This window comes from Kineococcus gynurae (genome assembly GCF_042433995.1).
GTDB classification, from domain to species: Bacteria; Actinomycetota; Actinomycetes; order Actinomycetales; family Kineococcaceae; genus Kineococcus; species Kineococcus gynurae.
The window spans coordinates 376,618-403,590 of record NZ_JBHLUI010000012.1 but is presented as its reverse complement, the minus strand read 5'-3'; the positions used below and the strand labels follow the sequence as shown (position 1 = coordinate 403,590).

The following is a 26,973-nucleotide window of genomic DNA, read 5'->3' as shown; positions in this document are numbered from 1 at the left end:
ACGGCGGCGGGCTCGGTACTACCGCGGCAGCATCGAGGGCGTGAAGCTCAGCACCAGCCTCTCCGAGGCCGACGTCGCCGTTCTCGACGGCCACGTCCGCAAGGCCGGGCTGTCGTCGCTGCGGACCGGCTTGGACCAACCCTGGACGACGCTAGGCGATGAGAGACAGAGTCGGTGATTCTTTCAACACACCCCCGTCGGCAATCGGAAGGGTCACGATTCCTCCCCGGCGACAGATCCCTTTCGTGCTGTGCGGGACGGCATGGTCCTCAGTTCTCCGACCCGGCAGACCACCTCGCCGGTCCGCAAGCACACCCATACCACGTCGACCTCGGGATAGAGGGCCTCGTCGAGATCTTGTCTGCGCTCCGCTACTGGTGCTCTCAAGCGGGGACTGAGCGGGTGACTGGCTGAATGCAGCGGACAGGGGGGCCAGGTGGTGAGACCCAGCAGCAGCTCGTCGATGACGGCGTCGTGCAAGGCGTCCGCAGCCGCAAGCACCATCCGTGCGGCCACTGGCTCTCCATCTGCGCCTATGAGCACCCCGGTGCCGGATTCGTCCGAGGTCCACACCATCGCGACTGCCGCGCTCGAGTCATGACCGAAAGAGGGTGCGGTCCAGCCCGCCTCCGTAACGGGTTTGCCCGCCCTCCCCCGGCTCCGCCAGGGTGGGTCGGTGAGGATCCCCGGGCCGGCGGTCGCCGTCGAGGTGCTGCTGCCGTCCCGGTTGGGGCGGAGTTTCCGCTGGCTGCTGGGGTCCTCGTTCACCAGCAACCTCGGCGACGGGATCGCGCTGGCCGCCGGTCCGCTGCTGGTGGCCTCGCTGTCGCGCGACCCGTTCGTCGTCGCCCTCGCCGCGCTCCTGCAGTGGTTGCCGCCGTTGCTGTTCGCCCTGCCCGCCGGGGTGCTGTCCGACCGGTTGGACCGTCGCCGCCTGATCCTCACGGTCGACCTGGTCCGGGCGGCGGTCGTGGTCGTGCTGGTGGTCCTCGTCGCGTCCGGGGACCCGCCCGTGGCCGTCGTCCTGGGGGTGCTGTTCGTCCAGGCGACCGCCGAGGTGTTCGTGGACAACACGGCCAGCACGTTGCTCCCGATGATCGTCCACCGCGACGACCTGGCCCTGGGCAACAGCCGCCTGCAGGCCAGCTTCATCACCGTGAACCAACTGGTCGGACCGCCGCTGGGCGCGTTCCTGTTCACCCTGACCGCCTTCACGCCGTTCGCCGCTCAGGCCGCCCTGGCGGGGCTGGCCGCGGTCCTGGTGGCGCGCATCCGCACGTCGGCCCCGGACGCCGACCGCCCCCGCAGCCGCATCCGCCAGGACCTGCGCGAGGGTTTCGCCTGGACGGTCCGGCACGACGCGGTCCGCACCCTGCTGCTGACCATCTTCGTGTTCAACCTGACCTACGGCGCCGCGTGGTCGTTGCTGGTCCTCTACGCGCGCGACCGGCTGGGGCTGGGCGCCGTGGGTTTCGGCCTGGTCAGCACCACGATCGCCGCCGGCGGCCTGCTCGGGACCGTGCTCTACGGCCGGCTCACGCGCTGGACGAGCCTCGGGACCATCATGCGGGCGGGCCTCGTCGTGGAGACCCTGACCCACCTCGTCCTGGCCCTCACCCGCAACCCGTTCGTGGCCCTGCCGGTGTTCTTCGTCTTCGGCGTGCACGCCTTCGTCTGGGGCACCACGTCCATCACGGTGCGCCAGCGCGCGGTCCCGCTGCCCCTGCAGGGACGGGTGACCGCCCTTAACTCCGTCGCCACCTACGGCGGGCTGGTGCTGGGGGCGGCGATCGGCGGGTTCCTGGCCCAGCACCTCGGGATCACCGCACCGTTCTGGTGGGGTTTCCTCGGGTCGGCGGTGTTCCTGGTCCTGATCTGGCGCAGCCTGTCCCGCATCGCGCACTCCGACGCCGCCCGCTGAGCCGGGGTCAGGCCAGGGCGGAGTCGAGGTCGGCGATGAGGTCGGCCACGTCCTCGATCCCCACCGACAACCGGACCAGGTCGTCGGGGACCTCCAGCAGCGACCCGGCGACCGAGGCGTGCGTCATCCGACCCGGGTGCTCGATGAGCGATTCGACCCCGCCCAGGGACTCCGCCAGGGTGAACAGCTCGGTGGACTTGCAGACCTGCAGGGCGTCCTCGACGCCGCGGGTCCGGAACGAGATCATCCCGCCGAAGCGCGACATCTGCCGCGCCGCGACGGCGTGGTTGGTGTGCTCGGGCAGCCCCGGGTAGAGGACCGAGGCGACCCGCGGGTGCCCGAGCAGGAACTCCACGATCCGCTCGGCGTTCTCGCAGTGCCGGTCCATCCGGACCCCGAGCGTCTTCAGCCCGCGCTGCACCAGCCAGGAGTCGAACGCCCCGGGCACGGCCCCCATCGCGTTCTGGTGGAACCCGATCCGCTCCGCGAGGTCCTCGCCGCGACCGTCGTCACCGGCCCGGACCACGACCGCCCCGCCGACGACGTCGGAATGCCCGCCGCAGTACTTCGTCGTGGAGTGCACGACGAGGTCGGCGCCCAGGGTCAGCGGCGTCTGCAGGTAGGGCGTCGCGAACGTGTTGTCGACCACGAGCAGGGCCCCCACCTCGTGGGCGAGCTCGGCGAGCGCCGCGATGTCGCCGATCGAGAGCAGCGGGTTGGTGGGGGTCTCGACCCAGACGAGGCGCGTGGTCCCTGAACGGATCGCCGCGCGGACCGCGTCGAGGGAGGTGAGGTCGGCCGGGGTGTGCTCGACGCCCCACGGTTCGGCGACGCGCTTGACCAGGCGGTAGGTGCCGCCGTACGCGTCGTTGGGGACGACGACGTGGTCGCCGGGCTTGAGCAGGGCCCGCAGGATCGCGTCCTCGGCGGCGAGGCCGGAGGCGAAGGCGAAGGCCTGGTGACCCTGCTCCAGGGAGGCGAGCTGGATCTCCAGCGCGGTCCGCGTCGGGTTGCCCGAGCGCGAGTACTCGTAGCCGGTCCCGAGCCCCGTGCGCAGACCGCCGACGCCGTCCTGCTTGTAGGTGGAGGTCTGGTAGATCGGGGTGACCACCGCACCGGTCGCGGGGTCGGGCTCCTGACCGGCGTGCAGCGCGCGGGTGGAGAAGCCGTGCTGGGGGGTCGCGGGGGTGCTCACGGCGGAGGAGTCTACGAGGCCCGCGACCCGGCCCCGGGCGCCGGGAACGTCTGCGGGCCGGTCGTGGTTGATCGGGGTACGACAGCGGAAGGAGCCTGACGACATGCTGTTCGGAAACCGCTTCAAGACGGAGATGGTGACCGCCGCCGACGCCCTCCCGGGCCGGCCCACCCGTCCGTTCTTCGTGCCCCGCACGCACGAGGTGCTCGGTACGCCGCTCGAGGGCCCCTGGCCCGAGGGCACCCAGACCCTGTCCCTGGCGATGGGCTGCTTCTGGGGGGCCGAACGCATCTTCTGGCGCCAGCCGGGGGTCGTCACGACCGCCGTCGGGTACCAGGGCGGGTTCACCGAGAACCCGACCTACGAGGAGTCCGTGACGGGTCGCACCGGCCACGCCGAGACCGTCCTGGTCGCCTACGACCCGGAGCAGACCTCGGCCGAACAGCTGCTCAAGGTGTTCTGGGAGAACCACGACCCGACCCAGGGCTACCGGCAGGGCAACGACCGGGGCACCGAGTACCGCTCGGCGATCTACACGAGCACCGACGAGCAGCTGCGGGCCGCGCAGCAGACCCGGGAGACCTTCCAGGCCGAGGTCACCGCGCACGGGCACGGGCAGATCACCACCGAGATCCGTCCGGTGAGCGAGGCCGGCCCCTTCTACTACGCCGAGGACCACCACCAGCAGTACCTGCACAAGATCCCCAACGGGTACTGCACGCACGGTCCCAACGGCCTGACCTGCCAGATCGGCCTGGCCGCACCGGCAGCTGACCGTCGCCGTTTGATTGCCCGGGTCTCCTACCCTCCCGCCGGGTGAGGGTAGGGACCTTGCACCCTGTACGACATCGCTACGGTGTATACCTTCGTGGCCCGGGCAGCGGGTCCGGGCAGGGAGGGGGCCGTCGTGCCGGACGGCGTGCACGACCCGGGCGGGGACGGGGCGGAGGGCGGCGGGGACCTGCGCGTCGCCGCCGTCGACGACCACCCCGCACTGCTGAGCGGGTTGCGGGTCGAGCTCGCCCAGCTCGACCACCGCATCCGGCTGGTCGCCACCGCCCCCACCGTCGACGAACTCCTCGCCGGGTTCGCGCGGTCCGTGAGCCGTGCGCCCGAGGCCCCACCGGTCGACGTGGTGCTGCTCGACCTGCGCCTGGGCGACGAGTCGCGCCCGGCCCGCAACGTCGAGCGGCTCCTCCGGGCCGGGGTCGCGGTGCTCGTCTACACCGAGGGACGCAGTCCCGACGCGGCCCTGGAGGCCCTGCGGGCCGGGGCCCTGGGTGTCCTGCTCAAGGACCGGCCGGTGGCCACGGTGGCCGAGGCGCTGTGGGCGGCCGGCGCCGGGGAGACCCCGGAGTCGGCCGAGACCGCGGCGACCCTCCAGCACTCCCAGACCCTCGCCGACCACCTCTCCCTGCAGGAACGGCGGGTGCTCGAGCTCTACGCGGGTGGGATGCCGGCCCGATCGGTCGCGCTGCGCCTCGGGGTCGGGCACGAGACGGCCAAGAGCTACCTCAAACGCATCCGGGCCAAGTACGCGGCCGTGGACCGACCGGCCTACACGCGCATGGAGCTGTACCACCGGGCGGTCGAGGACGGCGTCATCGCGCCGGTGACCGGCAGCGGCCCCGGCGAGGGCTGAGGCCGTGCCCGCGGTCAGCTCGACGTGACCCCGGTCAACGCCCGGCGGCTGGTGCTGCTCACCCTCGTCCTGTCGATGCTGAGCACGCTGCCCGGGCTCTCGACCGCCTCGGCGCTCGCGGTGGGGCGGCAGGCCCCGGCGTGGACGGTGGCGGTCGCCGTCAGCGGTGTCGCCGTCGCGGCCCGGCTGGGTTGGCTGCTGCGCGACCCGGGACCGTCCCTGCGCGGCCCCGGGCTGCTCCTGCTGGTGTGGGGCGACCTCGCGCTGCTGACCCACGCCCTGCTCGGACCGCCGGTGGGGACGGAACCGCCCTGGGTGCTCGGACTGTCCCCGCTGACCATGGCGGCCGGGGCGCTGGCGTTCGGTCTGCGCGGGGGCCTGATCGCCGGCCTCGCGCACTGCGGGTTGCGGGTGCTCCACGACGTGCTCATGGGGCCGGGCAGCCCCGCGACGCAGACCGTCGTCGACCTGACCCTGCTCCTGGTCGTCGCCCCGATGACGGCGGTGGCCTCGCAGGCCATGGTCGACGCCGCCGACGGGGTCGGCCGGGCCCGCGCCCGGCTGGCCGAGGCGACCGCGGAGGCGGCCGCGGTCGCGGCGCGGGCCGCCGCCGAGGCCCGGTGGGACGCGATCGTGCACGACGAGGTGCTGGCGACGCTGGGGACGGTGGCCGCGGCCCGGACCCGGCAGGACCGGCGGACCGCGACCCGGGCCGCGGCCGGGGCCCGCGCCCAGCTCGGCGGCGACACCGCCCCTTCCGCGCCCCCCGCGTCCTCGGTCGCCGTGGGACTGCTCGCGCGGGACCTGAACCGGATGGCCCGCCGTCAACGGGTGCAGCTCGTGGGGGTCGCCCCGCCGACGACCGGTGCGCGGGTCGGGGCCGACGTGGCCGAGGCGGTGACCGTGGCCGCCGCCGAGGCGCTGCGCAACGTGGCCCGCCACGCCGGCCGTCCCGACGGGTCCGTGCCGACCGTGCACCTCGAGGTCGTGCCCGGGCCGGCGGACACCCTCGTGGTCGACGTCGCCGACGACGGGGTCGGTTTCGACCCCGACCGCTCCGGGGGGCGCGGACTCGGGCTGGCCGTCTCGATCCGGGGCCGGATGGCCTCGGTCGGCGGCTCGGCCACGATCACCTCCCGGCGCGGCGAGGGCACCCGGGTGCGGCTGCGGGTCCCCACGCTGCCCGGGCCGGAGACCTCGGGGGTCCCCTCGGCCCCGGACGACCCGGGTGGCCCCGCTGATCCGGAGCCCGGGCGGGTCCGACCATGACCCCCCTGCAACGCGCCTGCCTGGTGGGAGCCGGGCTCTGGCTCTTCTCCCACGCCGTCCTGGTGACCCTGCTCGGGCTGGGGGCGACGACCCAGCCGGTCCTCATGTCCCTCACCTGCCTGCTCGTGGTCGGCACCTCGGCGTACCTGCTGCGCCCGCTGCTCGGACGCCCGTTGGCGCTCGGGCGGCGGGCGGCCTGGGCGGCGGCCGCGGTCGTCCCGCTGAGCGGTCTGCTGGTCATGCCGTTCCTGGAACCGGAGAGCTGGCGGACCTACCCCAACTGGTGGCCGGGGGCCGGTCAGATCATCGTCGTCGCCCTCGTGCTGCGGCACCGGCGCCTCCCCGCGGTGGCCGCCGTGCTGGCCTCGGCGGGAGTCATCACCGCGGGCGTGCTCACCGCCGAGGACCTGCCGTGGTCACGGGGCGGGACCATCGCGGCCCTGAACCAGCCCGCCCTGCTCTGGCTCTCGGCCTCGCTCGCCGCCCGCCACCTGTTCGACGCCACGGCCCGGACCCTGGCCCGGTACTCCTCGGAGGTCGAGAGCGTGGCCGCCGAGCGGGCCGCGACGGCCGCGCGGGCCGTCAGCGACCGGTCCCGGCGCACGGACCTGGAGCAGACCGTCGTGCCCCTGCTGTCGACGGTGGCGCGGACCGCCCCCGACGACGACGCGGCCTGGGACACGGCGGCCCGGGCGGCCCGGACCCTGGAGCGGCAGCTGCGCGACGACCTGCGGGCCCGGGCGCTGGTCGACACCCGCGTCCGCGACGCCCTGCGGGTGGCCCGGGCCCGGGGCATCGAGGTGGACGTCGTCGACGACCGGCGCACCGGCTCCGACCCGGGCGAGCTGCTGGCGGCCGGACGGGGCACCCTCGTCGTCGTCCTGGTCCACGCCGCCCGGTGCCGGGTCACCACCCGCCTGCCCCCGTCGGGCACCCCGCTCACCATCGCGGTCGAGGGTGAACCAGAGGTGGTCGACGCCGTCGCCGCCGCGGTCGAACGGTCCCGGGAGTTCGTCCTGCCCCGCTCCGGGGCGCTGCGGATGACGCTCGACCTGCACCCCGGGTCGCTCTGGGTGGAACTGCACCCCGCCTGAGCCCACCCGCCCGAGCCCACCCGCCCGAGACCACCCGCCCGGACCCTCGTGTCCGGGCCCGCGACGCGATCTCCCGCTGCTAGTTTCGCCGGGTCCGGCACGGGGCCCGACGAGGTGGATCGACCGGGGGTTCGAGCGTGGCCAGGGGGACCGAGGCAGGAGTCGTCCGCGGGTACGTGTTCCCGACGCTGCGGTTGCTGGTGTGGGCGGTCATCGCGGTCGCCCTCGTCTACCTGGCGTTCTTCCGGCCCGACGCCCGCGCCGACGAGGGTGGCCCGGCGAGCCCGTCGGCGGTCCTCGACTCCCCCGAGGCGAGCGTGACGCGGGGCGACGTGGTGAACACCGTCTCGGTCACCGGGACCATCGAGGCCGACGCCGCCACCGTGGTGAAGTCGACCGCCGCCGGTCAGGTCGGGCGGGTGCGCGTGGCGGTCGGCGACGTCGTGGAGCAGGGGACGCCGCTGTTCACCGTCGTCGTGCCGGTCGAGGAGACGGCCACCACGTCGGGCACCACGTCGGGCGCCCCCGACGCCGCGGCCACCGCCCCCGCGGTGCCCCGGACCCGGACGGTCACCGTCACCGCCACCGGCCCCGGGACCCTCACCACCCTGGACGTGCTGCCGCAGCAGGACGTGACCGTGGGGCAGGAGGTCGCGCGGGTCTCCCCCGGGACGTTGACCGCCGCCGGGAGCCTCACCCAGGAGCAGCAGTTCCGTCTCCTCTCCCCGCCGACGTCGGCGGAGGTGACCGTCCCCGGCGGGCCGGGCACCTTCTCCTGCACCGACCTGACCACCGGGACCCCGGCGGCGGGGTCGGGCGACGACGGCGCGGACCAGCAGGGGTTCGTCGACCCGTTCTCCGCACCGACCGACACCCTGACCGGGGCCCGCGTCTCCTGCCGGGTGCCCGCGGACGTCCGGGTGTTCGCGGGCCTGAGCGCCACCCTGGACATCACGGCCGGCCGGGCCACCGGGGTGCTGCTCGCGCCGGTCACCGCGGTCCGTGGGCGCGTCGACAACGGTGCGGTGTGGGTCCTCGGCGACGACGGCGCGCAGACGGAGACGCCCGTGACCCTCGGCCTGACCGACGGCGTGAACGTCGAGATCACCGGCGGGGTCGAGGAGGGGGCCCGGATCCTGCAGTTCGCCCCCGGTGACGACACCGTCCAGGACCCCTACGCCCCGGGCGGGATCTACGGCTGATGGACGAGCCCGTGATCTCGCTGCGGGCGGTGGACCGGACCGTGCGGCTGCCCGACGGTTCCGACCTCCGCATCCTCACCGGCGTGGACCTCGACATCGCCCGCGGGGAGCACGTCGCCGTCGTCGGTCGGTCCGGTTCCGGGAAGTCGACCCTGCTCAACCTGATGGGCCTGCTGGACTCCCCCACCGGCGGGGAGTACCTGCTCGACGGTCGGTCCGTCGCCGGGTTGTCGGCGCGGGCCACCGCCAAGCTCCGGGGCGCGACCTTCGGGTTCGTCTTCCAGCAGTTCAACCTCCTCCCCGGGCGCACCGCGACCGAGAACACCGCGTCGCCGTTGTTCTACGGGTCTACCCGTGAATTCCTGCAGCGCAAGCGGATCGCGCGGGACATGCTCGACCGCGTCGGCCTCGGCGGGCGGGTCGACGCGATGCCGGAGACGTTGTCGGGCGGGGAGCAGCAACGCGTCGCCCTAGCCCGGTCCCTGGTCCGCCGACCGCGGGTGCTGCTGGCCGACGAACCCACCGGGGCCCTCGACGTCGACACCGGCTCGGCGGTCATGGACGTCCTGGAGGAACTCGTCCGCGACGACGGCACCACGTTGGTCACCATCACCCACGACCTCTCTGTGGCCGCCCGGGCCGACCGACGGTTCCGGCTCGACCACGGGGTCCTCTCCCCGCTCGACGCCGACGCCGTGGCCGACGCCACCGCGCACCGGGAGACGGTCTAGATGGGGTTCGTGGCCGCACTGGTCGAGGCCTGGGGCGAGGTCCGGGTCCACCGGGTCCGGGTGATCCTCTCGCTGGTCGGCGTGTTCCTCGCCGTGTTCGCGATGACGACGATCACCGCCGTCGGCGACATGGCCCGGCAGACCCTCGGGGAGAGTTTCGAGCGGAGTTCCGGGCGACCGGCCACGCTGACCGCGAACCTCTACCCCGTGGGGCCCACCGTCTCCGCGACGCAGAACGCCGAGGTGGTCCAGGCGTTGCGGGAGGTCGCCGAACGCCACGAGATCCGGTGGAACGGGCTGGTCACGCAGTCCTCGGGGACCATCGTGCGATTCCCCTCCGGGGCGATGTCCGTCCAGCTCACCGGGGTGGACCCCGCCTACGGGACCATGCACCGGACCCTGCCGAGCGCCGGCCGCTGGTTCGACGCGGGGGACGCCGCCGCCTACGCCCCGCGCCTCGTCGTCAACGCGGCCTTCGCCGACGCGCTCGGCGGTTTCGACCCGGCCGCACCCCCGACCGTCGTCCTGGCCGGGCCCGTCCCGGTCACCGCGACCGTGGTCGGCCTGGCCGACCCGCCCTTCAGCGACCCCGACGTCCCGGCCGGTTACGTCCTCAACTCGGCGCTCAGCCGCTGGCAGCTCGTGGACCCGACCACGACCGGCCCGCCGTCGATGGAGCTCTGGGTCCCCGAGGCCGACAGCGAGGCGTTGGTGGCGGCCCTGCAGAACGAGCTGAACTCGGCCGTGCCGGGATTCTTGGGTTCGGTCTACCGCGCGGACAGCGGGCAGGCGCTCGGCGTCCTCGACCTGGTGCTCTCGATCGGGCTGCGGGTCATCGGCTACTTCGCGCTGCTGCTCGGCGGGATCGGGGTGCTCAACGTCGGTCTGGTCACGGTCCGCCAGCGCATCCGGGAGATCGGCGTCCGGCGCAGTTTCGGGGCCACCTCCCGGCGGGTGTTCTTCGCGGTGCTGCTGGAGAGCGTCGTGGCCACGTTCGTCGCCGGGCTGGTGGCGGTCGGGATCTCGGTCGCGATCATCTCCAACCTGCCGTTGGACCTGATCCTGCCGGCGGAGCTCTCGCTGACCGACGTCCCGCCCTTCCCGGTGTCGGCGGCGCTCGAGGGGCTGCTGGCCGCGACCGCCATCGGCGCCCTGGCCGGGCTGATCCCGGCCACCATGGCCGTGCGAGCCAAGGTCATCGACGCCATCCGCTACTGATCGAACCGCCGCGCGAGGAACCGCGCCCGGCGCCGGAGCAGGCGGCGCAGGTACCAGCGCAGCACGGGCACGGCGACGAGGCCGAGGGGCGGCAACGGCGGGCGGAACGTCACCTCGTCGGTCATGACGGTTCCGCCGCCGCCGTCGGCGCGGAACTCGTGGACGTGTCGGAACGACCCGAACGGACCGCGGACCTGCTCGTCGACGAAGCGGTGCGGCCGGTCCCCCTCGGTCACCCGCGCCGTCATCGACCAGCGGCGACCGAGGTGGCGGGCGGAGAAGGTGACCTCGTCCCCGACCCCCAGCCGCGCCGAGCCGGAACTCGTGGTCGCCGTCTCCGCGCTGCCGGCCAGCGACGCGCGGTGCAGGTCCATGTCCAGGCAGGCGTCGTGGACCTGTTCCGGCGGCGCCGGGACCCGGGTGCGGATCCGGACGGTGGACCCGCCCCCGGGTGAGAGCACGGACGTCAGTGGCTGTTGACGGCCAGGAAGGCGAGCAGGTCGTGGCGGGTGATGACGCCGACCGGCTTGCCGTCGTCGACGACGACCGCGGCGTCGCCCCGCTCGAGGGCGCAGCGGGCCTCGGTGACCGACTGCCCGGCCCCGAGCAACGGCAGGGCCGGACCCATGTGGGCCGCGATCGGGTCGGCCATGCCCGCCCGCCCGGTGAAGACCGCGTCGAGCAGTTCGCGCTCGGTGACGGCGCCGGCGATCTCACCGGCCATGACCGGGGGCTCGGCGCCGACGACCGGCAGCTGGGAGACGCCGTACTCGCGCATGATCTCGATGACGTCGTGGACGGTCTCGGTCGGGTGCGTGTGCACCAGGGCCGGCAGCCCGTCGGTCTTGGCGGCCAGGACCTGCCCGACGGTGCCGCCCTCGGTCGCGGGCAGGAACCCGTAGGAGGCCATCCACTCGTCGTTGAAGATCTTGCCGAGGTACCCGCGACCGGAGTCGGGCAGCAGCACCACGACGACGTCGTCGGGCCCGAGGCGCTCGGCGACGCGGAGCGCGGCCACGACGGCCATGCCGCAGGAGCCACCCACCAGCAGGCCCTCCTCGCGGGCCAGGCGCCGGGTCATCTGGAAGGAGTCGGCGTCGGAGACCGCGACGATCTCGTCGGGGATCGAGGGGTCGTAGGCGCTGGGCCAGAAGTCCTCGCCCACGCCCTCGACCAGGTAGGGACGCCCGGTCCCGCCGGAGTAGACCGACCCCTCCGGGTCGGCGCCGATGACGGTGACCGGCCCCTGCTCCTTGAGGTAGCGGCCCGTCCCGGTGATGGTGCCCCCGGTCCCGACCCCGGCCACGAAGTGCGTGACGCGCCCCTCGGTGTCGGCCCAGACCTCCGGTCCGGTGGACTCGTAGTGGCTGGCCGGGCCGTTGACGTTGGCGTACTGGTTGGGCTTCCAGGCGCCCTCGATCTCGCGGACGAGCCGGTCGGACACCTGGTAGTAGGACTGCGGGTCCTCCGGCGGCACCGCGGTCGGGCAGACCACGACCTCGGCGCCGTAGGCCTTGAGGACGTTGCGCTTGTCGGCACCGACCTTGTCCGGGCAGACGAAGACGCACTTGTAGCCGCGCTGCTGGGCGACCAGGGCCAGTCCGACCCCGGTGTTGCCGCTGGTCGGCTCGACGATGGTGCCGCCCGGCTTGAGGGCGCCCTCCGCCTCGGCGGCCTCGACCATCTTGAGCGCGATGCGGTCCTTCACCGACCCGCCGGGGTTCAGGTACTCGACCTTGGCCAGGACGGTGCAGGACAGACCCGCGGTCACCTTGGACAGTTTGACGAGGGGCGTCCCGCCCACGAGGTCGACGACGGACTCGGCGTAGCGCATGACGGCATTGTCGCAGGACGCGGAGGGTGGCCCTCCGCGCTCCTCAGAGCGAGCGCCGCAGGCCGACCAGGACCGTCTCGACGTCGGCGGAGGGCGCCCCGTGGGTCAGCGCGTCCCCGCCGACCACCGCGAGCTGGTCCCCGAGACCGTGCGTGGCGAGACCGGGCAGCTCCCGGCGCGGTCGTCCCTCGGCGGCGGCCGCGAGGTCGGCCAACCGCTGCGCCGCGGCGCCGACGGCCGCGGCACGCGTCGTGCCCGCGCCCTCGGGGGCGCGTTCGAGCCGGCTCAGCGGCATCGCGCGGATCCGGTCGACGAGCAGGTCCAGGGAACGACGAAGCTCGGCCCGTGCGGCCGCGGGGGCCGACGGACCGAGCTCCGGGGTGCTCATGCCGGTCGCGGGGACGTCAGTCGTTGCCGCGGAGGATGGCGATGAGCCGCAGCATCTCCAGGTACAGCCACACGAGGGTGACCATGAGACCGAAGCCCGCGCGCCACGCCTCCTTCTGCGGCAACCCGTTGCGGATCCCCTGCTCGATGTAGCTGAAGTCGAGGATGAGGAACAGCGAGGCGAGGACGACGCCGAGGGCGCTGATGCCGATGGCGAGCGGGCCGCCCCCGGCGTAGACGCTGGTCCAGCTGGTGAACGAGGCCAGCAGCAGGTTGACGAGGCCGAAGATCAGGTACCCGAGGGTGGCGACGAGCAGGACCTTGGTGAAGCGCGCGGTCGCCTTGATCAGGCCGAACTTGTAGGCCAGCAGCATCGCGGTGAAGGCGCACAGCGTGCCGACGACGGCCTGGCCGACGATGCCCTCGTAGAGGCTCGCGTAGGCCCCGCTGATCGCCCCGACGAAGACGCCCTCCAGGGCGGCGTAGGCGAACATGACGCCCGGGCGCACCTTCTTGGACATCGACGCCCAGAGGCCGAGACCCATCGCGACGAGCGCCGCGACGATGGCGATGCCGAGGTTCGGGACGAAGAAGAACCCGGCCGCGGCGCCGACCAGGAGCACGACGAAGAGCATCGCGGTCCGGACGACGACGTCGTCCAGGGTCATCCGCCCGGACTGGGCGGGCGTCGCGGACGGCTTGCGGTACCAGTCCTCCAGCGTCGAGGCGGAGGCGTCGGCCGGCGCGGTGGAACGGGCTCCGCCGCGACCGTGGGCGTCGAAGGTGGCGTACCCACCCTTGCCCTGCCACTCGTTGTTGCGGCTGAAGATCGGGTTGCTGCTGCGCATGGCTCCCCCGGGAGTCGAGTTTCTTGTCCGGTGCAACGCCGGGACCCCGTCCGGGGTTCCCGGCCGCACCGTCGTGACCTGATCGTCACCTCGTACCCGGGACGGGGCTCGAACCCGCACGCCGCGAACGGCCCGGGGGTTTAAGCCCCGTGCGCCTACCAGTTACGCCACCCGGGCGGGAGCGGACGCGGTCATGCTTCCACGCCGGGCGCCGCGGCCACGAACGGGTCGACCGGGACGGCGTCCCGCCCCGTCCGCCCGGACCGTCGGGAGGCCCACCCCCCGCGCGCCCACCCGCCCAGCACGGCGGCGCGGCGCCGCGCGGTCGGCAGCTCGACCAGCGTCCGCACCCGGTCCAGGGCCCCGGCCGCTCGCCCGGCCACCGTCAGACCGGCGACGCGGGCCAGCCCCCGGCCGGGGGTCAGGCCGACGACCGGCAGGGCCGTCGGCGCCCGGTAGTCCTCGCTCCTCCCGCCGTGCAGCTCGGCCACCACGTTCGCCGCGACCGCCTCGGCCGCGTGCCGGACCGCGCGAGGGCCGCCACCCCCGGGGATGCCCCAGGCCGCGTCCAGGCCGGTCAGGCGCAGGTCGGCGTCCAGCGACGGTTCGGTGCGCAGCGCCGCCAGGTCGGCGTCGAGCACGACGGGCCCGCCCGCGTCGGCCCCCGCCGCGGGCAGGGCCACCCGCACGTCGGCGGCCTCGGGCGTCCCCGACCCGTCCGCCCCCTCGATGCGGACCTCGACCCCGACGTCCCGCAGCCGGGCGCCCACCTCGACCCCGAAGTCCGGGTCGGTGGGCAGCAGCGGGCCCGGGCAACGCAGGAGGACCCGGACATCGGTGCGCCGCAGGCTGTTCCGGCTCAGCGCACCCTGCCGCAGGACGTGCACGCACGCCGCGGCCAGGCGGACGGCGGGGGTTCCCGCGCCCCGGACGACGACGGTGAGCGCCCGGTCGCGCACCTCGGGGTCGCGGCTCGCGTCCGCCCGGTCCAGCGCGGCCTCCAGACGGTGGCGCAGCTCCTCCGCCCCGGTCGCGTCGGCGAGCTCGGTGAGATCCGCGGGCACCTCGTGCCCGACCGGCGGTCGGGGCGGGGTGGCCAGGACCAGCACGTCGTAGTGCAGGGCGCGCTCGGGCCCGGAGACCGGCCGCCACCGGGCGACGCGGTGGGTGTGGTCGAGGTGCGCCAGCCGACCCGGCAGCTCCTCGACCGCGGCGAGGTCGGCCGCCAGGTCCGTCTCCGACAGCTCGCGCGAGACCCGCGACGGGCGGAGGGCCCCGACGACCACGTCGGCGAGCAGGTCGAGGTCGGTCACCGGGGCCGGCGGGCGCACCAGACTGATCGAGGCCTCCCGGGGAGCCAGCCGACGGGCCAGCGCGGCGGCCACCGCGGGACCGGCGAGCCCCCCGTCGGGGCCACCCCCGCCCACGACGAGGATGCGCGGCGGGGAGACGGGCGCGGCCATGGACCGACTGTAGTGACGCGCCGCCGTCCACCCCGGCAACGACGCGACCCCCGCGGGCCACGGGCCCCGGGCGGGTCAGGGGGGCGTGGCGAGGGTGGCCGCGCGGGTGAGGACGGCGTCGAGCATCGGGCGGGTGAGGCGGCCGGTGGCGGTGTTCTGCCGGCTCACGTGGTAGCTGCCGAGCAGCGTGGCCGGGGCGGGACCCCCGAGCGGGAGGGCGACCTCGGCCCCGTGGCCGAAGCGGGGCTGCGGGCGCGGCACCGGCCGCCCGGCCCGCCGGGTGGCGCCCAGGACCGCGGCCCAGGCGAAGGCGCCGAGCGCGACGACGACGCGGACGTCGCGCTCGACGAGGCGGAGCTCGGCGTCGAGCCAGTGGGCACAGGTGTCGCGCTCGGCGGGGGTCGGGGCGTTGTCCGGCGGGGCGCACCGCACGGGCGCGACGATCCGGGTGAGCGGCAGGGTCAGCCCGTCGGCGGCGTGGACCGACTCGGCCTGCGAGGCCAGCCCCGCCCGGTGCAGACCGCCGATGATCCAGTCACCGGAGTCGTCCCCGGTGAACATCCGCCCGGTGCGGTTCCCGCCGTGCGCGGCCGGGGCGAGCCCGACGACGAGGACCCGCGGGCGGTCGGTCCCGAGGCTCGGCACGGGTCGCCCCCAGTACGGCTGGTCGCGGTAGGCGCGACGTTTCCCGACGGCCACCTCCTCGCGCCAGGCGACCAGGCGGGGACAGGCCCGGCAGACCGAGGCGTGGGCCGCGAGACCGGGCAGATCCGTCGCCCGGGAGAGCGCGTCGATGTCGGTCACGGTCCGCGCGGCGGTCTCGTCCCCACGGGCCGGGTCGCCCGGCCAGCCGGAACCGGCCGGTACGGGTGAGTCGAAGCACTCCCCCGTCCCGGGGTGCGGGAGCCCGCCGCCCGGCCCGACCTCGGACGTCACCGAGCCAGGTCACCGAGCCAGGTCACCGCGCCACGTCGGCCGCCAGGTTGTCCAGCAGCTCGCCGTAGATGCGGTCCAGCCCGCGCGGGGCGAAGGTCCGCTCGAAGAACCCGCCGACGCCGGTGGCACCGTTCCACTCGTGGGTCACCAGGACCTCGCTCGCGTCGCCGTCCTCCGACTCGGTCGACTCCACCCGCCACGTCGTGCGCAGCGAGGAGTTCCGGTCGGCCTCGACGAACCCGTGCGAATCGGTGGCGGTCACGTCGGCGTGCACGTCGCGGACCCGCTTCTTGGTGGCGTGCAGCTTCCAGCGGACCTCGGTGCCCTCCCCCGCCCCACCGGAGACCACCTCGTAGTCGGTGAACTGGGCGGGCAGCAACCGCGGACGGGTCCCCCGGTAGTCCGCGAGCGCCGCGAGGACCCGGGCGGGCGGGGCCTCGATGCGGCGGGTCGTGGTGGCGCTGACGGTGCCCATGCTGCGGTTCCTTCCGGCGTGCCCTGCGTCGATCTTTACGACGTCGCGCTCCACCCTGCCAGCCGCCCCCGCCCGACGCCCCCCTCACCGGGTCCCCCCGGTGTGAGGTCGAGCACGCAGCGGACCAGCGCGGCCCGGCGGGCGAGGTAGGCGGACGGGTCGGGGTCGGGCAGGGGGACGCCGTCGAGCACGCCCAGCGGGAGGGTCGTGAAGGCGTAGCGCAGTTGCGCGGCGGTGACGACGGCCGTGCGCAACCGGTCCGGGGCGAGTTCGAACCCCTCCTCGGCCAACCCGGCGCCGTAGGCGGCGATCGCGTCGTCCAGGACGGCCCGGGCGTCGGAGACGTCCTGACGCCCGCACTCGGCCAGCCCGAAGACGAGGGGGACGACGTCCCACCCGGCGGGCCCGGGGGTGGCCGAGGCCCAGTCGAGCAGGACGAGGTCGTCGGGATCGACCCCCGGCCGCAGCAGGTTGAGCGGGGTCGCGTCCCCGTGGGCGGGCAGCACCGGGACCGCGGCCAGCCGTTCGTCCAGGCGCGGCAGGCCGGCGACGAGCGCGAGGAGCGGCCCGCGCAGACCGACGACGGCGGGGTCGCGGAAGACCGGGTGGGCCCACGTCGCCGGGTCGAGCAGGCGCGGCGCCGACCAGACCGCGACCGACTCCCAGCGGTAGGTGTCGAGGAACCGGGGGCCCGCGGGCTGCGGTTCGTCCCGGCGGCGGGCGGCCAGCCGGCCGAGCAGACGGGCCGCGTGCACGGTGTCCCCGGCCGTCCACGACGCAGGGACCGGCTCGACGTCGCGCAGCCACAGCTCGATGCGGTCGTCGGGGCGCTCCAGGCGTGCGAGCACCTCGGGGGCCCGCAGTCCCGGCGGCATCGCGGCCGCCAGGGCCGGGGTGAGCACGTCGGACTCCAAGCGCCACGGGATGACGGCGTCGAGGTGGGCGATCACCTCCGGCGGGATGACCGGGGGCAGCCCGTGCCGGGCGGCCTGCAGCACCTTGCGCACGCAGGACAACCGCAGGTCCCCGAGGGGGTCGCGCAGGTGCAGGTGCACCCGGGTGACCGAGGCGGTGGTGGGGGCGCTGATGTCGTGCTCCAGCGGCTCCTCGCGCTGGTCGAGCAGCTGCAGCGTGGGCCGTTCGAGGTGGTGGCGCAGGGCGGTGACGACGTCCATGGTCTGCCTGCCTACAGTTGGTCAAGCTCCTTGTCGGATGACGAAGATGGTGAAGCTCCTTGACGGACTCTGTCAACGGCCCGTGGCTGCCCGCCCTGCTGGAGCACGCGCTCCGGCGGCTGCGCCCGACGCTGCTGACGCTCAGCGAGGACCGCTTCCCCGGGCTGCGCGCCCGGCACTACCGGTTGCTGGTCATGCTGCCCACCGGGGGGGAACGTCTGAGCCGACTGGCCGAGGTGGCCGGCCTCACCAAGCAGGCGTTGGCCCAGACCCTGGACCCCCTGCTCGCGGCCGGTTTCGTCGAGGTGGGGCCGGACCCGGCCGACGGGCGCGCCCGGCTGGTGCGACGCACGTCGGCCGGGACCGAGGTGGTCCGCGCGGTCCGGACGGCGATGGAGCAGGTGGAGGCGGACTGGGCCGCCGAGGTGGGGGCCGAGCGGTGGGCCGTCGTGCGGGAGGTGCTCACCGAGCTGTCCCGGGCGAAGCCGGCCACGAGCGGCTAGGACCGGTCCGCGCGTTCCACCACCGAGCGGGCGATGCCGTCGAGGATGTCGTGCTCGCTGCTCAGGACGCTGCTCAGCCCGGCCCGCCCGGCGAACCGTTCCAGCACCGCGTCCCAGACCAGGGCGCCGGCCCCGATCACGTCGACCCGACCGGGGTGCAACCAAGGACGGGTCCGGCGCTCGGCCCGGGGCAGGGCCAGCAACCAGGCGCACGTCGCCCGGACGTCGGCGATCGGCTGCTCGCGCCCGTGGACGCTCCCCGGCTCGTAGGCGGGGAGGTCGGCCACCGCGGCGGTCAGGGTCGTGACCGTCCCGGCGACCCCGACCAACGTGGCCGTCCGGGCCAGCGGCACGGCCTCCTCCACCCGGTCCAGGGCCGCGGCCACGTCGGCCCGGGCGGCCGCGACCTGCTCGGGGGTGGGCGGGTCGTCGTGCAGGTGGCGTTCGGTCAGCCGGACCGAGCCGACGTCGACCGACAGGCTCGCCTCGACGTCGGCCCGGCCGAGGACGAACTCCGTCGACCCGCCCCCGAGGTCGACGACGCAGAAGGGGTCGGGCCGAGAGCCGACCAGCTCCCGGGTGGCGCCGACGAAGGACAGCCGGGCCTCCTCGGTCCCGCTGACGACGTCGGGCTCGACCCCCAGGCGGTCGAGGACCCCGGCGACGAACTCCGCGCGGTTGCTCACGTCCCGGCTCGCCGAGGTGGCCACGAACCGGGTCGCGTCCGGGCCCACCCCGAGACGCGCCAGCGTGGCGGCGACCTCGTCGCAGGCGGCGAAGGTCCGGGTGAGCGCCTCGGGCGCGAAGGCCCCCGTGGCGTCGACCCCCTGCCCCAGCCGCACGATCGTGTTGCTGCGCACCAGGTCCCGGGCCGTGCCGTCGGCGGCGACGTCGGCGACCAGCAACCGCAGCGAGTTGGTTCCGCAGTCGATCGCGGCGACCCGACGCGTCGCGCTCACGCGGTGTGGGGACAGGTGGCGGGCCACCCGCCCAGCGCGGAGAGCCGCTCCAGCGTCTCGTCCCCGAACGGGTTGACCCCGGCCCCGGCCGCCAGCGCGTGGCCCGCGAGCGCGTGCAGGCACTTGACCCGCGTCGGCATCCCCCCGGCGGAGATGCCCTCGATCTCGGCGACCGGCTCCCCGAGCTCCGCCCGCCGGGCCAGGTAGTCCGCGTGGGCCTGCGCGTAGACCGTGGCCAGCTCGTCGTCCTCGCTCAGCCGGTCCTGCATCTCGCGCATCAGGCCCGACGCCTCGAGGGTGCTGATCGCCGACGCCGCGAACGGGTCCACCAGGTAGAAGGTCGTCGGGAAGGGGGTCCCGTCCGGCAGCCGCGGGGCGGTCGTCACCACGTCGGGGCGTCCGCACCGGCAGCGGTGCGCGATGCCGAGCACCCCCCGGGGCACCCGGCCCAGCAGTTCCCGGACCGCAGCGAGGTCACCGTCCGTGACCTCGCTCCCGGTGCCCAGGGATGTCTCGTCCACGGTGGCCTTCCTGCGTCGTCCTCGGTCGAGGAGTATCCGGTCGGGGTGTCAGCCGCCGGTCGGGGTGGGTGTCGGCTCGGGCGTGCGCTGGATCGCGTCGGCCGCGTCGTCGAGACCCGCGATCCGCAGCGAGGTCCAGATGTTGGCGTACCAGGCCTGCGCGGAACTGGTCGAGCGGGCCGCGACCTCGGCCGGGTCGGTGAGGTCGGTCTGCCCGGAGCCCGGGACGCGGTAGGCGGTCTCCCCCGGCAGCACGTACTGCAGGCGTTCCCGGGCCTGGGTGCGCACGTAGGCCGGGTCGTTCCAGCGGGCCTCCTCCGCACGGGCGGCGGCGAGGTCCTTCTCCTGCTGCTGGATCTGCGCCTCGAGCCGACCGATCTCCGAGCGCTGCTCCAGCCAGGTCTGCCCGGAGGGGACGAGGAACACGGCGAGGACGACGACGAGACCGGTCAGCACCAGCGCCCGTGGGCCGCGGGTGCGCCGCCGCTCGGCCGCGCTCGTCGACGCCGAACTGCGTCCCCGGGACGCGGGCGAGGGTCGCGTCGAGGCCCGGGCCGCCGGTCGCGGCGGCGGGGCCGCCCCGGCCCGGGTCTCCGGGCGCGGTCGAGCCGCGCCCGGTGCCGTGCGGCGCGGGGCGCGCGGTGCGGTGGGTCGACGAGTCGCCATCGGTACCAGGTTCTCAAGCCCGGCGCGCCCCAGGGGTCAGGCGCGCCGGGCCGGAGGACCCGGAGGGTTCCCGAGCGGTCAGAGACCGGAGCGCGGGAAGGCCGAGGCCCCCGCGTAGCGACCCGCGTCGTCCAGCTCCTCCTCGATGCGGAGCAGCTGGTTGTACTTCGCGACGCGCTCGGAACGGGCCGGGGCGCCGGTCTTGATCTGGCCCGAGCCCACGGCGACCGCGAGGTCGGCGATGGTCGTGTCCTCGGTCTCGCCGGAGCGGTGGCTCATCATCGTGGTGAAACCGGCCCGGTGGGCCAGGTCGACCGCGTCGAGCGTCTCGGTCAGGGTCCCGATCTGGTTGACCTTGACGAGCAGCGCGCTGCCGGCCTTCTCCGCGATCCCGCGGGCCAGCCGCTCGGGGTTGGTGACGAACAGGTCGTCGCCGACGAGCTGCAGCTTGTCGCCCAGCGTCGTGGTCAGGTGCTGCCACCCGGCCCAGTCGTCCTCGCCCAGCGGGTCCTCGATGGAGACCAGCGGGTAGTCCGCGGCGAGGCCGGCGTAGTACTCCGACATCCACTCGGCGCTGCGGTTCTCACCCTCGAAGGCGTACCCGCCGTCGGCGACGAACTCGGTCGCCGCGACGTCGAGGGCCAGGGCGATGTCGCGGCCCAGGGTGTACCCGGCCTTCTCGATCGCGACGGCGATGAGGTCCAGGGCGTCCTTGTTGCTGGGCAGGTCGGGGGCGAAACCGCCCTCGTCACCCAGACCGGTGGCCAGCCCGCGCTCCTTGAGCACCGACTTCAGCGCATGGTAGGTCTCGGCCCCCCAGCGCAGCGCCTCCCGGAAGGTCGGGGCGCCGATCGGGGCGATCATGAACTCCTGGATGTTCACGCCGGTGTCGGCGTGCGCGCCGCCGTTGATGATGTTCATCATCGGCACGGGCAGGACGTGCGCGTTGGGGCCGCCGAGGTAGCGGAACAGCGGCAGACCGGCCGACGAGGACGCGGCCTTGGCCACGGCGAGCGAGACGCCGAGGATGGCGTTGGCGCCCAGGCGCTCCTTGTTCGGGGTGCCGTCCAGGTCGAGCATGGCCTGGTCGACGAGACGCTGCTCGTGCGCGTCGTGGCCGACGAGGGCGGGGCCGATCTCCTCGATGACCGCCTCGACGGCCTGGTCGACGCCCTTGCCCAGGTAGCGGCCCTTGTCGCCGTCGCGACGCTCCACGGCCTCGTAGGCGCCGGTGGAGGCGCCCGAGGGGACGGCCGCGCGGGCGAAGGTCTCGTCGTCGAGGAGGACCTCGACCTCGACGGTGGGGTTACCGCGGGAGTCGAGGATCTCGCGGGCTCCGACGGCCTCGATGGTGGCCACAGGCACTCCTTACGAGCAGATGCTGGTCGGCGGGTGGGACGGGGGCCACCCGGGGCCCGGGCGGCGTCTGATCCCTGCGCGAGCCTAGGGCATGTCTCGCGGGCGGGGACGGGACGCTCAGGCGCGCTCGGCGTCGCGGGCCCGCGCCTCCAGGGCGGCGGTCGCGGCCCGCAGCGCGGCCTCCGGGTCGACCCCGGCCGCGTGCGCCCGCCGCACCAGCTGCAGCAGTTCCGCGCCGACCTGCTCCTCGGACAGTTCCTGGGCCGCCACGGGCGTCTCGATCCCGTTGCGCTGCAGCCGACCCAGCACCTTGTCGGCCCGGGCCAGGGCGGGCAGGGCCAGCGGGATCCCGTCCAGGACCGACGTGCGGGGCTTCTCCTGGGCCTTGATGGCGTCCCAGCGCCGCTGCAGGTCCTCGGTCGGCGCGTCCGCGGCGAGCTGGTCGTCGGCGAACACGTGCGGGTGGCGCCGGACCAGCTTGGCCACGATCGCCGCGGCCACGTCGTCGATGTCGAAACCCCCCGCCGCGGGCGGGTTCTCCTGCGCCACCCGGGCGTGGAAGACCACCTGCAGCAGCAGGTCGCCGAGCTCCTCGCGCAGCTCCGCGGGGTCCCCGGCCTCGATCGCCTCCAGGACCTCGTAGGTCTCCTCCTGCAGGTAGCGGCGCAGCGTGAGGTGGGTCTGCCGGGCGTCCCAGGGGCAGCCCCCCGGCGAGCGCAGCCGGTCCATGGTCGCGACGAGGTCGAGCAGACGGGACCCGGGAGGCGAGGTGGTCACGGTGGTCACGCTAGGGCCCGAACCGCCCGTTCGGCGGCGTCAGGTCCGGGCCCGACCTGCCGATGATCTCGGGGTGAGCCTCCTCGACGCGCCCGCCACCCTGCCGCCGCACCACTCCGGCCGCCCCTACCGGTTGGTCACCCGTAGCGACTTCGACGGCCTGGTCTGCGCGGTCCTGCTGCGCATGCTGGACCTGGTCGACGACATCACGTTCGTGCACCCGAAGGACGTGCAGGACGGGGTGGTCGAGATCAGCGACCGCGACATCCTCACCAACGTGCCCTACGACGCCCGGGCCGCGCTGGTCTTCGACCACCACCACTCCGAGACCATGCGCGAGCACGAGGACACCGGTGGCCACGCCGCCGCGCACGTCATCGACCCCGAGGCCCCCTCCGCCGCGCGCGTGGTCTTCGACCACTTCGGCGGTGACGCCGCGTTCCCCAAGATCTCCTTCGGGTTGATGCGCGCCGTCGACCAGGCCGACTCCGCGGCCTACGACGTCGAGGAGGTGCTCGACCCGCAGGGCTGGACGCTGCTCAACTTCCTCATGGACTCCCGGACGGGCCTCGGCCGGTTCCGCGACTTCCGGATCTCCAACTACGACCTGATGATGCAGCTCATCGAGAGCTGCGCGGAGTACCAGGACGTCGAGGAGATCCTCGCCACCCCCGACGTCGCCGAGCGCGTCGCCCTGTACCGCGAGCAGGCCGAGAAGTTCGCCGCCCAGCTGCGCCGGGTCAGCCGCGTCCACGGCGACGTCGTGGTCGTCGACCTGCGCGAGGAGGAGACGATCCACGCCGGCAACCGGTTCTTCCTCTACGCCCTCTACCCCGAGGCCCGCGTCTCGGTCCACGTCATCTGGGGTCGCGCGAAGCAGAACACCGTGTTCGCCGTCGGCAAGTCCATCGTCGACCGCACCTCCCCGGTCGACGTCGGCGCCATCTGCCTGAAGCGCGGCGGCGGGGGCCACCTCGCGGCCGGGACCTGCCAGGTGTCCCACGAGGTGGCCGAGCAGACCCTCACCGAACTGCTGGAGGAACTGCGCAGCGAACGCTGACGCCGGACGAACCCGGCACTCAGCGGGCGCCGGCCGCGACCTTGGCCGGCTGGTCGAGCAGGACCGCGGCCACGAACTCGTGGGCCCAGGCCAGGATCTCGGCGTCCCGCAACGGCTTGCCCCCGATCCGCGCCGTCATGGGGGCGGGGACGAGGGCGACCGAGAGGGCCGGTTTCAGCAGCGTGCCCGGGTAGAGCCGCTTCAGGCGGAGTTCGCGGGACTCGGGCAGGTCGATCGGGCCGAAGCGGATCTGCTTGCCCTGCAACGACACCTCGCGCAGTCCGCCGCGCCGGGCGACGATCCGGAACCGGGCCACCTCGAGCAGGTTCAGCACCGGCTGGGGCGGGGTCCCGTAGCGGTCGGTCAGCTCGGCGTTCAGCTCGACCAGACCCGACTCGTCCTCGACGGTGGCCAGGCGCCGGTAGGCCTCGAGGCGGAGCCGTTCCGAGGGCACGTAGTCGTGCGGCAGGTGGGCGTCCACCGGCAGCTCGATCTTGACCTCGGTGGTCTCCTCCTCGGCGCCGGGGTTCTCCGCCCCGGGCACCTGGTTGCGGACGTCGGAGACGGCGTCGGCGACCATGCGCATGTAGAGGTCGAACCCGACCCCGGCGATGTGGCCGGACTGCTCGCCGCCGAGCAGGTTCCCGGCCCCACGGATCTCCAGGTCCTTCATGGCCACGGCCATGCCCGACCCGAGGTCGGTGTGCTGGGCGATCGTGGCGAGCCGGTCGTGCGCGGTCTCGGTGAGCGGCTTGTCGGCGGGGAACAGGAAGTAGGCGTAGGCCCGTTCCCGCCCGCGCCCGACCCGCCCGCGCAGCTGGTGCAGCTGCGACAGGCCCATCACGTCGGCCCGTTCGACGATCAGGGTGTTGGCGTTGGAGATGTCCAGACCGGTCTCGACGATGGTGGTGCAGACCAGGACGTCGAACTTGTTCTCCCAGAAGTCGAGCACGACCTGTTCCAGGCGGTGCTCCCCCATCTGCCCGTGCGCCGTGGCGATGCGCGCCTCGGGGACGAGTTCCTTGAGCCGGGCCGCGGTCCGTTCGATGGACTGCACCCGGTTGTGGACGTAGAACACCTGCCCCTCGCGGAGCAGCTCGCGCCGGATCGAGGCGGCGATCTGCTTCTCCTCGTAGGCGCCGACGTAGGTCAGGATCGGGTGGCGTTCCTCCGGCGGGGTGGCCAGGGTCGACATCTCCCGGATCCCGGTCACTGCCATCTCCAGCGTGCGCGGGATGGGGGTCGCCGACATGGCGAGCACGTCGACGTTGGTGCGCAGCGTCTTCAGCGCCTCCTTGTGCTCGACGCCGAAGCGCTGCTCCTCGTCGACGACGACGAGACCGAGGTCCTTGAACCTCACCTCCCCCGAGAGCAGCCGGTGGGTCCCGATGACGACGTCGACCGACCCGTCGGCCAGGCCGGCCAGGGTCTCCTTGGACTCGGCGTCGGAGACGAAGCGGGACAACGGCCGCACCGACACCGGGAAACTCGCGTAGCGCTCGGCGAACGTCTTCTGGTGCTGCTGGACGAGTAGCGTGGTCGGGACGAGGACGGCGACCTGCTTGCCGTCCTGGACCGCCTTGAACGCGGCCCGCAGGGCGATCTCGGTCTTGCCGTAGCCGACGTCGCCGCAGATCAACCGGTCCATCGGGACCGGCTTCATCATGTCGGCCTTGACCTCGTCGATGCTGGCCAGCTGGTCGGGCGTCTCGATGTAGGGGAAGGCGTCCTCGAGCTCGCGCTGCCAGGGGGTGTCGGCCCCGAACTCGTGGCCCTTGGTGGCCATCCGGGCCGAGTAGAGCCGGATGAGTTCCCCGGCGATCTGCTTGACGGCGCGCCGCGCACGGCTCTTGGTCTTGGCCCAGTCCGCACCGCCCATCTTGGACAGCTGGGGGGCCTCGCCGCCGGAGTACCGGGTGACCTGGTCGAGGGTGTCGGAGGGCACGAACAGGCGGTCGCCCGGCTGGCCCCGCTTGCTGGGGGCGTACTCCAGCACGAGGTACTCCCGGGTCGCGTTCTGGATCGTCCGCTGGACCATCTCCACGAACCGCCCGACACCGTGCTGCTCGTGCACGACGAAGTCGCCGGGGCGCAGCGCCAGCGGGTCGACGGCGTTGCGGCGACGGCGCGGAGCCATCTTGCGCATGTCCTTGGTCGAGGACCCCCCGACGCCGGTGATGTCGGACTCGGTGATGAGGGCGAGCTTGAGCTCCTCGGCCACGAAACCGTGCTCGACGCCCGCGGTGGTGACGAGGACCAGCGACTCCTCGGGGGCCGCGGACAAATCCTCGACGAGGCGGGCCGGCACGTCCTCGGCCCCGAGCATCTCGACCAGGCGCTTGGCCGGGCCGTGCCCCTCCGTGGTCACCACCAGCCGCCAGGACCCTTTGACCAGGGCCCGCATCTCGGCGAGCGCCCGTTCGGTCTCGCCGCGGTAGCTGACCACGTCGCGGGCGGCGACGCGCAGCACGCGGGTGTCCTCGAGGTCGCGCAGCTCGTCGTCGGAGACCAGCGACGTGACCGACCACCACGGCCGACCGGTCGACTCCGCGTGGGCGCGCACCTCGGCCAGCGTCCAGAACGAGGAGGCCCCCAGGTCGACCGGGGTCTGCCCGCCGGCCGCGGCGTTCATCCAGGCCGCGTCGAGGAACTCCTGACCCGTGGCCACCAGGTCGTGCGCGCGGGCCCGGACCTTCTCGGGTTCGGCGAGCACGACGTGGGTGTCGCGGGGCAGCACGTCGAGCAGCGGCTCCATGCCGTCCACCAGGGCGGGCGCGAGCGACTCCATGCCCTCCACCGCGATGCCCTCGGCCAGCTTGGCGAGCACGTCCGCGGCGCCCGGCAGGCTCTCGGCGAGCGCCGCGGCGCGGTCCCGGACCGCGGGGGTCAGCAGCAGCTCCCGGCACGGCGGCGCCCACACGCCCTCGGGCTCGACCTCGAGCGAGCGCTGGTCGGCGACCGCGAAGGACCGGATCTCGTCGACCTCGTCGCCGAAGAACTCCACCCGCAGGGGGTGGGACCGGGTGGGCGGGAACACGTCGAGGATCCCGCCGCGCACGGCGAACTCGCCCCGGCGCTCGACCATGTCGACGCGGGTGTAGGCGGCGGCCGCGAGACGCTCGACGGTCTCGTCGAGGCCGACCTCGTCCCCCGGCCGCAGCCGCACCGGTTCCAGGTCGGCCAGGCCCTTGACCAGCGGTTGCAGCAGGGCGCGGACCGGGGCCACCACGACCCGGATCTCCCCGGCGCCCGCGAACCCCGTCTCGGAGGTGTCGGGGTGGGCCAGCCGGCGCAGGACGGCGAGACGCTGGGCGACGGTGTCCGAGCGCGGCGAGAGCCGCTCGTGGGGCAGGGTCTCCCAGGCCGGGAACTCGGCGATGCGCTCGGCCGGGACGTAGCAGCGCAGCCAGGTGGCGAGGTCCTCGGTCTCGCGCCCGGTGGCGGTCACCACGAGCAGCGGCCGCTCGGCCGCCAGCGCGGCCAGGAGCGCGGGACGGACGCCCTGGGGCGCGACGACGTCGAGGGCCCGGGAGTCCCCCTCCCGGGCGGAGGTCACGGCGCCGGCGACGGCGGGGTCGTTCTTGAGGACGTCGAGCAGGCCGGTGAGGCTCACGAACACTCCGGTGAAGTCAGGTCGGCAACCTCCCCACCCTACGTCCGGGCCCGACGCGCGGCCCGCCCGTCGGGTTGGGCGGGGGCACCGCTCGCATCCGGGTCCAATCTGCGGAACACGCCGCC

Annotated in this window: 26 protein-coding genes and 1 tRNA gene; 11 read left to right on the top strand and 16 right to left on the bottom strand. The window is 74.2% G+C overall.

Annotation, left to right across the window (positions count from 1 at the left end):
- Positions 1-40: 40 nt before the first annotated feature.
- Positions 41-178 carry a hypothetical protein gene (locus ACFFKU_RS17825; protein ID WP_380140105.1) on the top strand — a complete coding sequence of 46 codons (138 nt, stop codon included), beginning with the start codon at positions 41-43 and terminating at the stop codon, positions 176-178.
- Positions 179-676: 498 nt separating this feature from the next.
- Complete coding sequence (locus tag ACFFKU_RS17820; protein ID WP_380140103.1) at positions 677-1,921, top strand: MFS transporter; 1,245 nt, start codon at positions 677-679, stop codon at positions 1,919-1,921.
- Between the two features lie 7 nt (positions 1,922-1,928).
- On the opposite strand, the gene ACFFKU_RS17815 is transcribed toward ACFFKU_RS17820, so the two are convergent.
- Positions 1,929-3,116: a cystathionine gamma-synthase gene (locus tag ACFFKU_RS17815; RefSeq protein WP_380140101.1), complete on the bottom strand. Its 1,188-nt coding sequence runs from the start codon at positions 3,114-3,116 to the stop codon at positions 1,929-1,931.
- A gap of 103 nt (positions 3,117-3,219) precedes the next feature.
- On the opposite strand from ACFFKU_RS17815, the gene msrA reads away from it, so the two are divergent.
- The 7 genes from msrA to ACFFKU_RS17780 all read left to right on the top strand — a co-directional run bounded on the left by msrA (position 3,220) and on the right by ACFFKU_RS17780 (position 10,272).
- A complete protein-coding gene (gene msrA, locus ACFFKU_RS17810; protein ID WP_380140099.1) occupies positions 3,220-3,936 on the top strand; it encodes a peptide-methionine (S)-S-oxide reductase MsrA in 717 nt (238 codons plus the stop codon).
- Between the two features lie 87 nt (positions 3,937-4,023).
- The gene (locus ACFFKU_RS17805; RefSeq protein WP_380140097.1) at positions 4,024-4,758 is read left to right on the top strand and encodes a response regulator; all 735 of its coding nucleotides are present in this window, start codon (positions 4,024-4,026) and stop codon (positions 4,756-4,758) included.
- 24 nt (positions 4,759-4,782) lie between these two features.
- The gene (locus ACFFKU_RS17800; RefSeq protein ID WP_380140095.1) at positions 4,783-6,027 is read left to right on the top strand and encodes a sensor histidine kinase; all 1,245 of its coding nucleotides are present in this window, start codon (positions 4,783-4,785) and stop codon (positions 6,025-6,027) included.
- Complete coding sequence (locus ACFFKU_RS17795) at positions 6,024-7,121, top strand: hypothetical protein (RefSeq protein ID WP_380140093.1); 1,098 nt, start codon at positions 6,024-6,026, stop codon at positions 7,119-7,121. The genes ACFFKU_RS17800 and ACFFKU_RS17795 overlap by 4 nt, the downstream gene beginning before the upstream one ends.
- 137 nt (positions 7,122-7,258) lie before the next feature.
- Positions 7,259-8,323: a biotin/lipoyl-containing protein gene (locus ACFFKU_RS17790; protein ID WP_380140091.1), complete on the top strand. Its 1,065-nt coding sequence runs from the start codon at positions 7,259-7,261 to the stop codon at positions 8,321-8,323.
- The gene (locus tag ACFFKU_RS17785; RefSeq protein WP_380140089.1) at positions 8,323-9,054 is read left to right on the top strand and encodes an ABC transporter ATP-binding protein; all 732 of its coding nucleotides are present in this window, start codon (positions 8,323-8,325) and stop codon (positions 9,052-9,054) included. The genes ACFFKU_RS17790 and ACFFKU_RS17785 overlap by 1 nt, the downstream gene beginning before the upstream one ends.
- 9 nt (positions 9,055-9,063) lie before the next feature.
- Positions 9,064-10,272, top strand: coding sequence for an ABC transporter permease (locus ACFFKU_RS17780; protein ID WP_380140087.1), 1,209 nt, complete (start codon positions 9,064-9,066; stop codon positions 10,270-10,272).
- Here the strand turns inward: ACFFKU_RS17780 and ACFFKU_RS17775 are convergent.
- The 9 genes from ACFFKU_RS17775 to ACFFKU_RS17735 all read right to left on the bottom strand — a co-directional run bounded on the left by ACFFKU_RS17775 (position 10,266) and on the right by ACFFKU_RS17735 (position 17,390).
- On the bottom strand, positions 10,266-10,733 hold the full coding sequence (locus ACFFKU_RS17775) for an SRPBCC family protein (RefSeq protein WP_380140085.1): 468 nt from the start codon (positions 10,731-10,733) through the stop codon (positions 10,266-10,268). The two genes, ACFFKU_RS17780 and ACFFKU_RS17775, sit on opposite strands and share 7 nt — an antisense overlap.
- Positions 10,734-10,738: 5 nt before the next feature.
- Positions 10,739-12,106 carry a cystathionine beta-synthase gene (locus ACFFKU_RS17770; protein WP_380140083.1) on the bottom strand — a complete coding sequence of 456 codons (1,368 nt, stop codon included), beginning with the start codon at positions 12,104-12,106 and terminating at the stop codon, positions 10,739-10,741.
- A gap of 43 nt (positions 12,107-12,149) precedes the next feature.
- Positions 12,150-12,494, bottom strand: a complete 345-nt coding sequence (locus ACFFKU_RS17765; RefSeq protein ID WP_380140081.1) for a hypothetical protein — start codon at positions 12,492-12,494, stop codon at positions 12,150-12,152.
- A 16-nt stretch (positions 12,495-12,510) separates the two neighbouring features.
- Positions 12,511-13,341, bottom strand: coding sequence for a Bax inhibitor-1/YccA family protein (locus ACFFKU_RS17760; protein WP_380140079.1), 831 nt, complete (start codon positions 13,339-13,341; stop codon positions 12,511-12,513).
- Between the two features lie 93 nt (positions 13,342-13,434).
- Positions 13,435-13,518, bottom strand: a tRNA-Leu gene (locus tag ACFFKU_RS17755).
- Between the two features lie 14 nt (positions 13,519-13,532).
- Positions 13,533-14,804, bottom strand: coding sequence for an FAD-dependent oxidoreductase (locus tag ACFFKU_RS17750; RefSeq protein WP_380140077.1), 1,272 nt, complete (start codon positions 14,802-14,804; stop codon positions 13,533-13,535).
- Between the two features lie 75 nt (positions 14,805-14,879).
- Positions 14,880-15,740: a uracil-DNA glycosylase gene (locus ACFFKU_RS17745; protein ID WP_380140075.1), complete on the bottom strand. Its 861-nt coding sequence runs from the start codon at positions 15,738-15,740 to the stop codon at positions 14,880-14,882.
- Positions 15,741-15,762: 22 nt separating this feature from the next.
- Positions 15,763-16,215, bottom strand: coding sequence for an SRPBCC family protein (locus ACFFKU_RS17740; protein ID WP_380140073.1), 453 nt, complete (start codon positions 16,213-16,215; stop codon positions 15,763-15,765).
- Positions 16,216-16,250: 35 nt separating this feature from the next.
- Positions 16,251-17,390, bottom strand: coding sequence for a hypothetical protein (locus ACFFKU_RS17735; RefSeq protein WP_380140071.1), 1,140 nt, complete (start codon positions 17,388-17,390; stop codon positions 16,251-16,253).
- A gap of 59 nt (positions 17,391-17,449) precedes the next feature.
- On the opposite strand from ACFFKU_RS17735, the gene ACFFKU_RS17730 reads away from it, so the two are divergent.
- Complete coding sequence (locus tag ACFFKU_RS17730) at positions 17,450-17,893, top strand: MarR family winged helix-turn-helix transcriptional regulator (RefSeq protein WP_380140069.1); 444 nt, start codon at positions 17,450-17,452, stop codon at positions 17,891-17,893.
- Here the strand turns inward: ACFFKU_RS17730 and ACFFKU_RS17725 are convergent.
- From ACFFKU_RS17725 to ACFFKU_RS17705, 5 genes are all read right to left on the bottom strand, one after another.
- Positions 17,890-18,852: a Ppx/GppA phosphatase family protein gene (locus ACFFKU_RS17725; RefSeq protein WP_380140068.1), complete on the bottom strand. Its 963-nt coding sequence runs from the start codon at positions 18,850-18,852 to the stop codon at positions 17,890-17,892. The genes ACFFKU_RS17730 and ACFFKU_RS17725 overlap by 4 nt on opposite strands.
- Positions 18,849-19,373 (bottom strand): DUF501 domain-containing protein, encoded by a 525-nt coding sequence (locus ACFFKU_RS17720; RefSeq protein ID WP_380140066.1) that lies wholly within the window; start codon positions 19,371-19,373, stop codon positions 18,849-18,851. The genes ACFFKU_RS17725 and ACFFKU_RS17720 overlap by 4 nt, the downstream gene beginning before the upstream one ends.
- A 48-nt stretch (positions 19,374-19,421) precedes the next feature.
- A complete protein-coding gene (locus tag ACFFKU_RS17715) occupies positions 19,422-20,039 on the bottom strand; it encodes a septum formation initiator family protein (RefSeq protein ID WP_380140065.1) in 618 nt (205 codons plus the stop codon).
- Positions 20,040-20,117: 78 nt separating this feature from the next.
- The gene (eno, locus tag ACFFKU_RS17710; protein ID WP_380140064.1) at positions 20,118-21,398 is read right to left on the bottom strand and encodes a phosphopyruvate hydratase; all 1,281 of its coding nucleotides are present in this window, start codon (positions 21,396-21,398) and stop codon (positions 20,118-20,120) included.
- Between the two features lie 117 nt (positions 21,399-21,515).
- Positions 21,516-22,175, bottom strand: a complete 660-nt coding sequence (locus ACFFKU_RS17705; RefSeq protein WP_380140062.1) for a nucleoside triphosphate pyrophosphohydrolase — start codon at positions 22,173-22,175, stop codon at positions 21,516-21,518.
- Positions 22,176-22,359: 184 nt separating this feature from the next.
- Here ACFFKU_RS17705 and ACFFKU_RS17700 point away from each other — a divergent pair, with 184 nt between their 5' ends.
- Positions 22,360-23,235, top strand: coding sequence for a DHH family phosphoesterase (locus tag ACFFKU_RS17700; protein WP_380140287.1), 876 nt, complete (start codon positions 22,360-22,362; stop codon positions 23,233-23,235).
- A gap of 19 nt (positions 23,236-23,254) precedes the next feature.
- Here the strand turns inward: ACFFKU_RS17700 and mfd are convergent, their stop codons facing one another.
- Positions 23,255-26,848 (bottom strand): transcription-repair coupling factor, encoded by a 3,594-nt coding sequence (gene mfd, locus ACFFKU_RS17695; protein ID WP_380140060.1) that lies wholly within the window; start codon positions 26,846-26,848, stop codon positions 23,255-23,257.
- Between the last annotated feature and the right edge of the window lie 125 nt (positions 26,849-26,973).

What these genes read in the sequence shown, in the direction of transcription:
- ACFFKU_RS17795 (WP_380140093.1), top strand. Translation starts at nt 6,024, where the DNA reads ATGACCCCCCTGCAACGCGCCTGCCTGGTGGGAGCCGGGCTCTGGCTC.
- msrA (WP_380140099.1), top strand. Translation starts at nt 3,220, where the DNA reads ATGCTGTTCGGAAACCGCTTCAAGACGGAGATGGTGACCGCCGCCGAC.
- ACFFKU_RS17765 (WP_380140081.1), bottom strand. Translation starts at nt 12,494, where the DNA reads ATGAGCACCCCGGAGCTCGGTCCGTCGGCCCCCGCGGCCGCACGGGCC.
- ACFFKU_RS17750 (WP_380140077.1), bottom strand. Translation starts at nt 14,804, where the DNA reads ATGGCCGCGCCCGTCTCCCCGCCGCGCATCCTCGTCGTGGGCGGGGGT.
- ACFFKU_RS17740 (WP_380140073.1), bottom strand. Translation starts at nt 16,215, where the DNA reads ATGGGCACCGTCAGCGCCACCACGACCCGCCGCATCGAGGCCCCGCCC.
- ACFFKU_RS17700 (WP_380140287.1), top strand. Translation starts at nt 22,360, where the DNA reads ATGCTGGACCTGGTCGACGACATCACGTTCGTGCACCCGAAGGACGTG.
- ACFFKU_RS17735 (WP_380140071.1), bottom strand. Translation starts at nt 17,390, where the DNA reads ATGGACGTCGTCACCGCCCTGCGCCACCACCTCGAACGGCCCACGCTG.
- ACFFKU_RS17715 (WP_380140065.1), bottom strand. Translation starts at nt 20,039, where the DNA reads ATGGCGACTCGTCGACCCACCGCACCGCGCGCCCCGCGCCGCACGGCA.
- ACFFKU_RS17760 (WP_380140079.1), bottom strand. Translation starts at nt 13,341, where the DNA reads ATGCGCAGCAGCAACCCGATCTTCAGCCGCAACAACGAGTGGCAGGGC.
- ACFFKU_RS17770 (WP_380140083.1), bottom strand. Translation starts at nt 12,106, where the DNA reads ATGCGCTACGCCGAGTCCGTCGTCGACCTCGTGGGCGGGACGCCCCTC.
- ACFFKU_RS17785 (WP_380140089.1), top strand. Translation starts at nt 8,323, where the DNA reads ATGGACGAGCCCGTGATCTCGCTGCGGGCGGTGGACCGGACCGTGCGG.